The organism is Micromonospora sp. NPDC047753 (assembly GCF_040642735.1).
Taxonomy (GTDB): domain Bacteria; phylum Actinomycetota; class Actinomycetes; order Mycobacteriales; family Micromonosporaceae; genus Micromonospora.
In genome coordinates, this window is sequence record NZ_JBEYSL010000182.1 from 1 (window position 1) to 12029 (window position 12029).

11 protein-coding genes are annotated in these 12029 nt (G+C 72.5%); 9 read left to right on the forward strand and 2 right to left on the reverse strand.

What is annotated here, in order from left to right:
* Window positions 1–260: 260 nt before the first annotated feature.
* Window positions 261–1256 (reverse strand): L-glyceraldehyde 3-phosphate reductase, encoded by a 996-nt coding sequence (mgrA, locus tag ABZ749_RS17140; protein ID WP_357228734.1) that lies wholly within the window; start codon window positions 1254–1256, stop codon window positions 261–263.
* 70 nt (window positions 1257–1326) lie between these two features.
* On the opposite strand from mgrA, the gene ABZ749_RS17145 reads away from it, so the two are divergent.
* The 8 genes from ABZ749_RS17145 (at window position 1327) to ABZ749_RS17180 (ending at window position 9876) form a co-directional block, all read left to right on the forward strand.
* Window positions 1327–2307: an aldo/keto reductase gene (locus tag ABZ749_RS17145; RefSeq protein WP_357228737.1), complete on the forward strand. Its 981-nt coding sequence runs from the start codon at window positions 1327–1329 to the stop codon at window positions 2305–2307.
* 5 nt (window positions 2308–2312) lie between these two features.
* The gene (locus ABZ749_RS17150) at window positions 2313–2810 is read left to right on the forward strand and encodes a hemerythrin domain-containing protein (protein WP_030331463.1); all 498 of its coding nucleotides are present in this window, start codon (window positions 2313–2315) and stop codon (window positions 2808–2810) included.
* Window positions 2811–2865: 55 nt separating this feature from the next.
* Window positions 2866–4110, forward strand: coding sequence for a histidine kinase (locus ABZ749_RS17155; protein ID WP_357228739.1), 1245 nt, complete (start codon window positions 2866–2868; stop codon window positions 4108–4110).
* Window positions 4107–4757 (forward strand): response regulator transcription factor, encoded by a 651-nt coding sequence (locus ABZ749_RS17160; RefSeq protein ID WP_357228742.1) that lies wholly within the window; start codon window positions 4107–4109, stop codon window positions 4755–4757. Before ABZ749_RS17155 ends, ABZ749_RS17160 begins: the two co-directional genes overlap by 4 nt.
* Window positions 4758–4833: 76 nt before the next feature.
* On the forward strand, window positions 4834–5910 hold the full coding sequence (locus ABZ749_RS17165; protein ID WP_357228744.1) for a hypothetical protein: 1077 nt from the start codon (window positions 4834–4836) through the stop codon (window positions 5908–5910).
* A gap of 57 nt (window positions 5911–5967) precedes the next feature.
* The gene (locus tag ABZ749_RS17170) at window positions 5968–7428 is read left to right on the forward strand and encodes a sigma 54-interacting transcriptional regulator (RefSeq protein ID WP_357228747.1); all 1461 of its coding nucleotides are present in this window, start codon (window positions 5968–5970) and stop codon (window positions 7426–7428) included.
* 2 nt (window positions 7429–7430) lie between these two features.
* The gene (locus ABZ749_RS17175) at window positions 7431–9383 is read left to right on the forward strand and encodes a VWA domain-containing protein (RefSeq protein WP_357228750.1); all 1953 of its coding nucleotides are present in this window, start codon (window positions 7431–7433) and stop codon (window positions 9381–9383) included.
* A 28-nt stretch (window positions 9384–9411) separates the two neighbouring features.
* A complete protein-coding gene (locus ABZ749_RS17180; RefSeq protein WP_357228752.1) occupies window positions 9412–9876 on the forward strand; it encodes a hypothetical protein in 465 nt (154 codons plus the stop codon).
* A gap of 401 nt (window positions 9877–10277) precedes the next feature.
* Here the strand turns inward: ABZ749_RS17180 and ABZ749_RS17185 are convergent, their stop codons facing one another.
* Entirely contained in the window at window positions 10278–11285 is a 1008-nt protein-coding gene (locus ABZ749_RS17185) for a helix-turn-helix domain-containing protein (RefSeq protein ID WP_357228755.1), read from the reverse strand.
* A 52-nt stretch (window positions 11286–11337) separates the two neighbouring features.
* On the opposite strand from ABZ749_RS17185, the gene ABZ749_RS17190 reads away from it, so the two are divergent.
* A partial coding sequence (locus ABZ749_RS17190; RefSeq protein WP_357228758.1) for an MFS transporter occupies window positions 11338–12029 on the forward strand: 692 nt, incomplete at its 3' end.

The window sequence follows — 12029 nt, forward strand, 5'->3', positions numbered from 1 at the left end:
GTTGCTCGGCGCGGCGCGGGCAACCTGTATCGCCCGCTGAACCCGGGCGTAGTCCGCATGGATGAGTCGCCTCCGCCCCGCGACGGAGGCAGACGCTGGCCGGTGCTGCCACCGTGCTGGTCCTGGCGCTGCTGCTGATCGGTGCCGGACGGCGACGCCGCAGCGCCGCAGCACCGGTGGGCCGGCAGTGCGAGGTGCGTAACCACCGGGCCGGGCGGCGCCGGATCTGGTGAACCGACCCGCCCGGAACCCGACGGTGTTCAGCCCAGGTGGCGCTCGATCTCGGCCAACTCGTCGGCAGTGAAGTCGAGGTTGTCCAGCGCGGCGATGTTCGTCTCCAACTGCTCGACGCTGCTCGCGCCGATGATGAGGCTGGTCATCCGCGGGTCACGCAGCGCCCAGGCCAACGCGAGCTGAGCGAGGGACTGGCCGCGCCCCTCGGCGACCGCGCCGAGCCCACGAATGGTGGCCATCTTCTCGTCGCTGAGGTCGCTCTCGTTGAGGAAGACGCTGGTGCGAACCCGCGAGTCGGCCGGAATGCCGCCCAGGTAGCGGTCGGTCAGCAGGCCCTGCGCCAACGGGCTGTACGCGATGCAGCCCGCACCGACCTGCTCCAGCGTGTCGAGCAGGCCGTCGGACTCGGTCCAGCGGTTGAGCATCGAGTACGACGGCTGATTGATCAGCAGCGGCGTACCCAACTCGCGCAGGATCGCGGCGGCCCGCGTGGTCTGCTCCGAGTTGTAGTTCGAGATGCCGACGTAGAGCGCCTTGCCGGAGCGGACGATGGCGTCGAGCGCCCCCATCGTCTCCTCCAGCGGGGTGTCCGGGTCGAACCGGTGCGAGTAGAAGATGTCGACGTAGTCCAGCCCCATCCGGCCCAGCGACTGGTCCAGCGACGAGATCAGGTTCTTGCGCGAGCCCCACTCGCCGTACGGGCCGGGCCACATCAGGTACCCGGCCTTGCTGGAGATGACCAACTCGTCCCGGTACGGCTTCAGGTCGGTGGCGAGCATCCGGCCGAAGTTCTCCTCCGCCGAACCGGGCGGCGGGCCGTAGTTGTTGGCCAGGTCGAAGTGGGTGACACCCAGGTCGAAGGCGCGGCGGACGATGTCGCGCTGCCGTTCGAACGGGCGGTCCGGACCGAAGTTGTGCCACAGCCCGAGCGAGACGGCAGGCAGTCGCAGGCCGCTGCGTCCGCTGCGCCGGTAGGTCATGGTGTCGTAGCGGTCATCCGCGGCGAGGTAAGTCACGATCATGAGCCTAGCTCCGGCCCGCCCTGGCGTGGATCGGGCGTGGAAACCAGGACATCGGGGTAGTTTCGACGCCATGCGTTTCATTGCGCTCGACACCCCCAAACCGCTGTCCAAGATCGGGTTGGGCACCTGGCAGTTCGGCTCCCGGGAGTGGGGGTACGGCCCGGACTTCGAGCGGCAGGCGGCGCAGATCGTCCGGCGGGCCGTCGAGCTGGGTGTGACGGTCTTCGACACCGCTGAGATCTACGGCTTCGGGCGCAGCGAACGCATCCTCGGCGCGGCCCTCGGCGACGACCGGCCGAAGGTCGTGATCGCCAGCAAGATCCTGCCGGTGCTGCCGGTGGCCGCTGTCGTGCAGCAGAGGGCGGTCGCCTCGGCGGCCCGGCTCGGCGTCACCAGCATCGACCTCTACCAGGTGCACCAGCACAACCCGCTGGTCGCCGACCACACCACGATGCGCGGCATGCGGACCCTGCAGGACGTCGGGCTGATCGGCGACGTCGGCGTGAGCAACTACGGGCTGCGCCGCTGGCAGATCGCCGAAGCGGCGCTCGGCCGGCGGGTGCTCAGCAACCAGGTCCGCTACAGCATGCTGGACCGCGCGCCCGAGCAGGACCTGCTGCCGTACGCGCGGCAGGCCGGCCGGGTGGTCATCGCGTACAGCCCGCTGGCGCAGGGCTTCCTCTCCGGCCGCTACGACGCCAAGCACCCGCCGACCGGTGCGGTCCGGCGGGCCAACCCGTACTTCCTGCCGGAGAACCTGGAGCGCGGCGCGGCCCTGATCGACACCCTGCGCCAGGTCGCCGACGCCCACGACGCCACCCCCAGCCAGATTGCGCTGGCCTACCTGCTGCGCCACCCGAACGTGCTCGCCATCCCCGGGGCGTCCGGGGTCGAGCAGATGGAACGCAACGCCGCCGCCGCCGACATCGACCTCGCCGACGACGAGTACACGGCGCTGGCCGAGGCGGCGAAACGCTTCCGCCCGATCACCGGGCTCGCCGCGATGCCGGCGATGCTGCGTGCCCGGTTCGGCAACCCAACCGGAAGGTGAGCACAGTGGACGACATCACCGCACTGATCCTGGACGACCACGCCGCCTTCCGGCGTGGCTTCGCCCGCCTCGACGACGCCCGCGACGAGCAGGAGATGCTCGCCATCTGGGACGCTCTCGCCCTGCACCTGGACATCCACGCCGAGGCGGAAGAGGCGATCCTCTACCCGCACCTGGTCAAGCACGGCGACGACGGCGAGGACGAGACCGCCGACGCGATCGGCGACCACAACAAGATCCGCGACGCCATCGCCGAGGCGAAACTGCACCCGGTCGGCTCGGACCAGTGGTGGGAGGCGGTCGGCACCGCCCGCCGGGAGAACAGCGAACACCTGGCCGAGGAAGAGGACGAGGCGCTGCCCGACTTCCGCCGGCACGCCAGCACCGAACTCCGCGCCGAGCTGGGCCAACGCTGGCTGACCTTCTACGGCGAGCACAAGAACGGCCGCAACCTGCCGTTCCGCGACAAGGACCCGCAGCAGTACGTCGCCGACCACCGCTGACATCTCCCCGACGCGGGGGAGTCGGCGGGACCCGTCCGGGCAGCAGAATGACGAGGTGACCCTCCGAGCGGCGCTGGCCCCGCTGGTCGCCGGCACCACCTGGCGACGCGGCGTGTTCCTGCTGCTCGGCGGCGTGCTGGCACTGCCGTACGGGCTGCTCGCGGTGACCTTCGCCCAACTGCTCGCCGACTCGGCGATCCCCCGTCCAATGGTCTACGTCCTGCTGGTCATCGCCGCACTGATCGCCGTCGTCCCGTTGCTGCTGGACGGCAGCCGGGCCTTGGAGATCGCCGCCGTCCGGGCACTGCTCAGCGTCGACCTGCCCGACCCCGCGCCCGGCCACCACGGCGACCGGGAGACCCGGCTGCGCAGCGCGCTCTGGATCGCCACCCACCTCATCGTCGGCGCGCTGGTGATGATCGGGTTGTTCAGCGCCCTGCCGATGGCACTGGCGTTCATCGCCCAACAGTTCGGCATCGGCACCGAGCTGATCAGCCGGGAACAGTTCGGGCCACTGGACGGACAGGACAGCGGCTGGCTGACAGTGACCGGGGTGCTCCTGCTGGTCGTCCTCGGCTACGCCGTCGCCGGTCTCGGCGCGCTCGCCGGGTCCATGGCACCGGTGCTGCTCGGCCCGGCCCAGGCGGAGCGGATCGCCGCCCTCGAAGCACGGGCCGCCCGGCTCGCCGAACGCAACCGGCTGGCCCGGGAGCTGCACGACTCCGTCGGCCACGCGCTGACCGTGGCCACCCTCCAGGCCGGGGCCGCCCGTGAAGTCCTCGACACCGACCCCGAGTTCGTCCGGCGGGCGCTCACCGCCATCGAGGACGTCGGGCGGACCGCGATGGACGACCTCGACCACGTCCTCGGGCTGCTCCGGGAGAACGGACGCGACCGGCCCGTGGTGGCGCCGCAGCGTACCCTCGCCGACCTGGACCGGCTGGTCACCGACGCGCGCGCGGCCGGCCTGGCCGTGCACGCGCAACGCGCCGGCGACCCGGCGCGGGTGCCCGCTGTGGTCTCCCGGGAGGGCTACCGGATCGTCCAGGAAGGACTGACCAACGCCGCCCGACACGGCCACGGGCCGGTGACGGTACGCCTGGACCTGCGCGGCGACGCGCTGGAGCTGGAGCTGGCCAACGCGGTGCGCCACCCCGATCAGGGCCGGCCGGGGCGGGGCGGTCGAGGCCTGGACGGCATGCGGGAGCGGGTGCTGCTGCTCGGCGGCCGGATCACAGTGGGCCCGGACGGCGACCGGTGGCTGATCCGGGCCCGCCTGCCCTACGAGGAGACGACATGACCACCGGAGTGCTGATCGTCGACGACGACGAGCTGATCCGGGTGGGGCTGCGGGCCATCATCGACGCCCAACCGGACCTGCACGTGCTCGCCGAGGCCGCCGACGGTGCCGAGGTGCCGCCGCTGGTCGCCCGGCACCGGCCCGACGTGGTGCTGATGGACGTACGGATGCCCGGCATCGACGGCATCCAGGCCACCCGGCACCTGGTGGCCACCTCCGCCGACCCGCCCCGGGTGCTGGTGGTCACCACCTTCGCCAACGACGAGTACGTCTACGAGGCGCTGCGCGCCGGTGCCTCGGGGTTCCTGCTCAAACGGGCCCGGCCCGCCGAGGTGGTCGAGGCGGTCCGGGTGGTCGCGGCCGGCGAGTCGCTGCTCTTCCCGGCCGCGATCCGCCAACTGGTCGGGGCGTACGGGCCGGCGGGCGGCGACCGGTTGAGCACCGCCCGGCTCACCGAACGGGAGGCCGAGGTGCTGCGGTTGATGACCACCGGCCGGTCCAACCCGGAGATCGCCGCGCACCTGGTGGTCGGGGTGGAAACGGTCAAGACGCACGTCGGCAACGTGCTGGCCAAGCTGGGGGTCCGCGACCGCACGCAGGCGGTCATCGCCGCCTACGAGTCCGGCTTCGTCACCCCGTCCGGCTGATCGGTCCCTCCACCGGGGGAGCGGGTTCACCGCCGGCCGGGAGGGAATCCGGCGGCTGCCAGTCGAGGCTGAGAGCATGACGACGATAACTGCATCTCTGCCCCGTACCGACTCCCGCTGGCCGGACCGGCTGGCCCCACTGGCCGCCGGTTGGCTCGGCCTGTGGGGCGTGCTCGCCCTGCTCGGCACGCTCACCGGCGCCGGCTACCCGTTCGGCCCGAACGACCCCCACGGCGGCGACGTCAGCCTGCTCCGCCTGGTGCCGGTGGAGGTGGCCACCCCGCTCTTCTCCGGTGTGCTGCTCACCGCCGCGGTGGCCGCCCTGGCCATGAGCCGCCCGGCTGCGCGATCACCCGGCCCGCTGCGGGCGCTGCTCGCCGGCTACGGCTGGGCGGTCGCGTTCGTCCTTGTCCTGATCGTGCCGGACGTCCGAGTGCTGATCGTCCTCGGCTACCTGCCGATACTCATCGTCGGGGCACCGTTCGGCTGGCCGCCCATCGACTACTCCGATGTCTTCAACTGGGCGCTGTTCGCCCGGTTCGCGGCGCTGGCCGGCGGGCTGCTGCTGGTCGGGGCGGTACTCGCCTGGCAGCGCCGTACCGCCGGGGCCTGCGTCGGCTGCGGCCGCGCCGACACCGGCAAGGGGTGGACCACCCCGGCCGCCGCCACCCGCTGGGGCCGGTGGGCCGCCGGCATCGCCGCGGTGATCCCCCTGACGTACGCGGTCACCCGGTTCGCCTGGGCGGCCGGCGTCCCGCTCGGCATCTCCCGCGAGTTCCTGACCGAGATGCAGGACACCGGGCTGGTCTGGGCCGGGCTCGGGCTGGGCGCTTTCGCCAGCGTCGGCGCGATCCTCACCCTCGGACTGGTGCAGCGCTGGGGCGAGCGGTTCCCGCGCTGGATGCTCGGCCTGGCCGGCCGTCGGGTGCCGGTGAAGCTGGCCGTGGTGCCGGCCACCCTGGTCGCCATCTCCGTGACCGCGGCCTCTCTGGGGCTGCTCAGCAATCCCGAGTTCTGGCGGCTGACCGGCGGGTTCAGCATGACCGGGGCGCCGATGCTGCTCTGGCCGCTGTGGGGCGTGGCCCTCGGCGTCGCCACGTACGCGTACCACCTGCGCCGCCGCGGTGTCTGCCGGCGTTGCGATCGGGGCTGAGGGTGGGAGCGGGGGTGCCCCCTGATGCCCGGGGCGCCCCCGCGAATGTGAGCTAGCGTGGGTCGGGTGACTGCGCCTACCCCGGTAATCCCGGTTCCACCGGCCGACCTGCCCGGCACGCTCGGCGCGCTACGGGCGGCCGGTCACCAGTACCGCACCGTCAAGCAGGAACTCCGCGACAACCTCCTCGCCCGGATGCGCTCCGGCGAGACCCGTTTCCCCGGCATCGTCGGCTACGACGACACAGTGCTGCCCGAGGTCGAGCGGGCCCTGCTCGCCGGGCACGACATGGTGCTGCTCGGCGAGCGCGGCCAGGGCAAGACCCGACTGATCCGCTCACTGGGCGCGTTGCTCGACGAGTGGACCCCCGTTCTGCCCGGCTCGGTGCTCAACGAGCACCCGATGCACCCGCTCACCCCGGCGTCGGTCGCCCAGGTCACCGAGGCCGGTGACGACCTGCCGATCGGCTGGCTGCACCGTTCGATGCGGTACGGCGAGAAGTTGGCCACCCCGGACACCAGCGTCGGGGACCTGATCGGCGACGTCGACCCGATCCGCATCGCCCAGGGTCGTACCCTCGGCGACCCGGAAACCATCCACTTCGGGTTGGTGCCACGCACCAACCGGGGCATCTTCGCCGTCAACGAACTGCCCGACCTGGCCGAGCGGATCCAGGTGGCCCTGCTCAACGTGCTGGAGGAGCGGGACATCCAGGTCCGCGGCTACCAGCTGCGCCTGCCGCTGGACCTGCTCCTGGTGGCGAGCGCCAACCCGGAGGACTACACCAACCGGGGCCGGATCATCACTCCCCTCAAGGACCGTTTCGGCGCGGAGATCCGCACCCACTACCCGGTCGAGCTGGAGCTGGAGCTGGCGCTGATCCGCCAGGAGGCCGACGTGGTCGCCGAGGTGCCCGAACACGTGCTGGAGGTGCTGGCCCGCTTCGCCCGCGCCGTCCGGGAGTCGCCGTCGGTGGACCCGCGCTCCGGTGTCTCCGCCCGCTTCGCCATCGCCGCCGCCGAGACGGTCGCCGGTGCCGCGCTGCGTCGCGCCGGTCTGCTCGCCGCCTCCGACACCCCGGACGGACGCCCCGAGGCCGCCGTCGCCCGCGTCGGTGACGCGGTGTCGGTGACGAGCACGCTGCGCGGCAAGGTCGAGTTCGAGAGCGGCGAGGAGGGTCGGGAGACCGAGATCCTCGCGCACCTGCTGCGTACGGCGACCGCCGAGACGTTCCGGGCCCGCCTGGCCGGGCTGGACCTGTCCGGGTTCACCGCCCTGGTCGAGGACGGCGCCGCGATCGAGACCGGCGAGTTGGTCAGCGCCGCCGAGCTGCTGCGCCAGGTCGGCACCGTACCCGGGTTGGCGAAGGTCCTGGACCGGCTCGACCTGGGTGACGCGCCCACCTCGGAGGAGGCCGCTGCCGCCGTCGAGTTCGTGCTGGAGGGGCTGCACCTGACCCGCCGGCTCGGCAAGGACGTCACCGACTCGGGGCGCACCGTCTACGGCGGCCGGGGCTGACCGTGGCCGGCAACCGGTTCCGTTACGGGCAGTGGAACGGCGGGCCCGACCCGCTCGCACCCCCGTACGACGTGCGCGAGGCGGTGGACGCGGTCGGTGCCGAGGTGCTGGCCGGCGGCAGCCTGCGGGAGGCACTGCGTGACCTGCTGCGCCGTGGCCCGCAGGGACGGGGTGGCCTGGACGACCTGGCCGCCCGGGCTCGGCGGCTGCGCCGGGAGGCGCTGCGCAGGGGCGACCTGGACGGGGCGGTGACCCGGGCCCAGGCCCTGCTCGACCAGGCCCTCGCCGCCGAGCGGGACGAGCTGCGGGGTCGCGACGACGACGCCGCGCGGTTCGCCGAGGCGGTGCTGGACAATCTGCCGCGCTCGACGGCGCGGGCGGTGGAGGAGCTGTCCGGCTACCAGTGGGCCAGCGACGACGCCCGCCGCGCGTACCAGCAGATCCTCGACCAACTCCGCGACGACGTGCTCGGCCAGCGCTTCGCCGGGATGCGCGACGCGGTGCGCGCCTCCGCCGACCCGGCCGCCCAGCAGCGGCTCGCCGAGATGATGGGCGATCTGAACGACCTGCTGGCCCGGCACGGTCGCGCGGAGGACACCACCGACGCGTTCGCCGAGTTCATGCGCCGACATGGTGACTTCTTCCCGGAGAAGCCGGAGAACGTCGACGAGTTGATCGACGTGCTGGCCCGTCGGGCGGCGGCCGGTGAGCGGCTGATGAACTCACTCTCCGAGCGGCAGCGCGCCGAGCTGGCCGGCCTCATGCAGCAGTCGCTCGGCGACCGCCTCGCGGGGGAGTTGTCCGCGCTCGACGCGAACCTGCGCGCGCTGCGACCCGATCTGCGCTGGGGGCGGGGCGAGCGGGTCCGTGGCGACCAGCCGTTGGACTACGCCGACGCGGCCGGCGCGCTGGGTGAGATCGGCGACCTGGACGACCTGCTGGACCAGCTCGACCAGGAACACCCGGGGGCGACCCTCGACGACGTGGACGTCGACGCGGTGGCGCGCACGCTGGGCCGGGACGCGGCCGATGACGTTCGCCGTCTGCGTGACCTGGAGCGGGAGTTGCGCCGCCAGGGTTGGGTCAGCCGGGACGCGGAGGGGCTCACACTGAGCCCGAAGGCGCTGCGCCGACTCGGCGGGACCGCGCTGCGGCAGGTCTTCGCGGAGCTGACCGCCGGGCCGCGTGGCCAGCACGACCTGCGTTCGGCCGGTGCGGCGGGCGAGGTCAGCGGCGCGTCCAGGCCCTGGCAGTACGGCGACGAGCAACCGTTGGACGTGGTCCGCACGTTGACCCGGGCGGTCAGTCGGGCCGGGCCGACGGTCCCGGTGCAGCTCGCGGTGGACGACTTCGAGGTGGTGGAGACCGAGAGGCGCGCCTCGGCCGCTGTGGTGCTCTGCGTCGACCTGTCGTACTCGATGATCTCTCAGGGTCGTTGGGGGCCGATGAAGCAGACGGCGCTGGCGTTGGCGCACCTGATGGAGACGCGCTTCCCACAGGACGCCCTGCAGATCGTGGGCTTCGGCCGGGAGGCGATGACGCTCACCCAGCAGGAGTTGGCGGCCGTGGAGCCGGACATGGAGCAGGGCACCAACCTCCAGCACGCGTTGCGGCTGGCGGGCCGATACCTGCGCCGGCACCCGGACGCCGAGCCGATCGTGCTGGTGGTCACCGACGGCGAGCCGACCGCGCACCTGGATCCGGACGACGGGGAGGCGCTGTTCCACTGGCCGCCGCTGCCGGAGACGATCGAGGCGACGGTCCGCGAGGTGGACCGGCTGAGCCGTTACGGTGCCACGCTCAACCTGTTCATGCTCGGTGACGATCCGGGCCTGCGACGATTCGTCGACGCGGTGGCCCGCCGCAGCCGGGGTCGCATGTTCACGCCGGACACCGGCGACCTGGGCGAGTACGTGGTCAGCGACTACCTCCGCTCCCGCCAATCCCGCCGCTAACTCCTGCCGCGGCGGGTTGACTGGGGGGATGGAGAGCGGGGGATTGCGGCGGGCTTACGGTGCCCTGTTCGCGGAGATCGACGCTGGCGGGTTCGGTCCGGCCCCGGAGGGCCAGCTCAGTGCCGAGCAGATCGTCGCGCATCTGGTCGCCAACGACGAGCTGATGATCCACGCCACCGAGGCGTTGCTGGCCGGGTCGCCGTTCGCCTACTACGAGTTGGAGGAGGACGTGCACCGCCCGCAGCTCGACGCGCTCGCCGCCGAGCAGGGTGGCCTGCGTGGCCTGACCGCGCTGCTGCACGGCACCAGCGACCGGCTGTGCGGGCTGGTCGACCAGCTCGGCCTGGCAGCGGAGACCCCGGTCGAGACGCACCTACGCGAGGGCTTCGACCTCGTCGTCGACGAGCCACTGCCCTGGTCCCGCACCCTGGACCTGCACACCCGGGTGCACCTGCCGAAGCACCAGTCCCAACTGCACCTGCTCCGGTCCTGAGCGGCAGCGGTACGGGCGGCGGCTGATCAGTGTGACCCGGCACGGGTGCCGTGCTCCGTTGAGCGTGATGACTGTGGGTCATCTTGATGACCCACAGTCATCAAGCCCGCAAGTAGTGCTGCCCGGACCGGGACGAGATCGGCCCAGCCCTACCCCGTGCCCCCTGCCCCTGCTCCACGCGATCTTGCACTTTCTGTCCCCGTAATTGGGTCAAACCGTGCATACGGGCGACCGGAAGTGCAAGATCGCGGGGTGCGGGGTGCGGGGTGCGGGGTGCGGGGTGCGGGGTGCGGGGTGCGGGGGCGCGGGGGCGGAGGGCGCGGGGGTGCGGTGCGGGGGGTGGAAGATCGCGAGGGCGCAGCGCGGGTTGCGGGGGCGCAGCGCGGGGCGCTGGGGTGCGGTCAGGTTTTGATTAGTTCGGGGCGGGGGTGGAAGGTGCGGCGGTAGGTGGACGGGGCCACGCCGATGCGTTGGTGAAGTTGCTGGCGTAGGGCGGCGGTGGTGCCGAAACCGCAGCGGTTGGCGATCTGGTCGACGGTGAGGTCGGTCGTCTCCAGCAGCAGTCTCGCGTGGTCGGTGCGCTGGTGCAGCAGCCACTGCGCCGGGCTGAGGCCGGTCTCCGAACGGAAGCGTCGGGTGAAGGTGCGCACGCTCATCCGCGCCTGCTCGGCCAGGTCGCGCAGCGCGATCGGCTCGTGCAGCCGCTGCCGCGCCCACTCCCGGGCTCCCGCCGTGCTGGTGTCGGTCACCTTCGGCACCGGCTGCTCGATGTACTGCGCCTGACCGCCGTCGCGCCACGGCGGCATCACGCAGCGGCGGGCCGCCCGGTTGGCCACCTCGCTGCCGTGGTCGAGGCGGATGACGTGCAGGCAGAGGTCGATGCCGGCGGCGACTCCGGCCGAGGTGAGCACCCGGTCGTCGGCGATGAAGAGCACGCCCGGGTCGAGGTCCACCCGGTCGTGCAGGCGGCGGAACTGCTCGGCGTACGCCCAGTGGGTGGTCGCCCGCCGCTCGTCGAGGAGCCCGGCGGCGGCGAGTACGAACGCTCCGGTGCAGATCGACATGATCCGGGCACCCCGCTCGTACGCCGCGCGCAGCGCCTCGGTCACCTCCGGCTCGACGATGCCCGAGGACAGGACGGTGCCGTCGTGGATGCCGGGGACGATCACCGTGTCGGCGGTGTCGAGCAACTCCAGCCCGTGGTCGGGGAGCACCTGGAAGCCGGCGGTGCTGCGTACGGGCTGCCGACCCGGGGTGCATACCCGGACGTCGTAGAAGGGTGTCCCGTCGGCGGCCCGGGCCGTGCCGAAGACCTGGGACGGGGTGCCGAGGTCCAGGCCGACCACCTGGTGCAGGGCGAGTACGGCGATCCGGTGCGGGCGATCGGTCATGGCCCGATTATTGCGCATGATGGCTTTCCGGCCACTCGCCGAGGTGTGTGGACCAGCTCAGACTTGTCCGGTGACCAAGAACCGACGTCTGCATCCCGCCTGGCTGGTCGCCGCCGTCGCCTTCGTGGCGCTGGTCGGCGCGGCCGGCTTCCGCGCCACCCCGTCGGTGCTGCTGCACCCGCTGCACGAGGAGTTCGGCTGGCCGCTGGCCACGATCTCCGCGGCCGTCTCGGTCAACCTGCTGCTCTACGGGCTCACCGCGCCGTTCGCGGCCGCCCTGATGGACCGGTTCGGCATCCGCCGGGTGGTCTCGGTGGCGTTGCTGCTGGTCGCTGCGGGCAGCGGTCTGACGGTCTTCATGACCGCCAGTTGGCAGCTCCTGCTCTGCTGGGGTGTGCTGGTGGGGCTGGGCACCGGCTCGATGGCGCTGGCGTTCGTGGCCACCGTCACCGGCCGTTGGTTCGTGCACCGGCGGGGCCTGGTCACCGGAGTGCTGACCGCCGGCGGGGCGGCCGGGCAACTGGTGTTCCTGCCACTGATCGCCATCCTGGTGCGCGATCACGGCTGGCGTACCGCCGCACTCGTGGTGGCCGCGGCGGCGCTGGCGGTCGTACCCCTGGTGGTGTGGCTGCTGCGCGAACACCCGGCGGATCTCGGTCTGCCCGCCTACGGGGCGACCGAGGTCGTCGCGGCGCCGCCGGCGACCGGCGGCGCGGCGACCCGGGCGATCGGCGCGCTGGCCACCGCGGCCCGGACCCGACC

Bases quoted from the DNA above. Each gene is read 5' to 3' on its own strand.
- mgrA (WP_357228734.1), bottom strand. From the start codon at position 1,256: ATGATCGTGACTTACCTCGCCGCGGATGACCGCTACGACACCATGACC.
- ABZ749_RS17160 (WP_357228742.1), top strand. From the start codon at position 4,107: ATGACCACCGGAGTGCTGATCGTCGACGACGACGAGCTGATCCGGGTG.
- ABZ749_RS17165 (WP_357228744.1), top strand. From the start codon at position 4,834: ATGACGACGATAACTGCATCTCTGCCCCGTACCGACTCCCGCTGGCCG.
- ABZ749_RS17145 (WP_357228737.1), top strand. From the start codon at position 1,327: ATGCGTTTCATTGCGCTCGACACCCCCAAACCGCTGTCCAAGATCGGG.
- ABZ749_RS17180 (WP_357228752.1), top strand. From the start codon at position 9,412: ATGGAGAGCGGGGGATTGCGGCGGGCTTACGGTGCCCTGTTCGCGGAG.
- ABZ749_RS17185 (WP_357228755.1), bottom strand. From the start codon at position 11,285: ATGCGCAATAATCGGGCCATGACCGATCGCCCGCACCGGATCGCCGTA.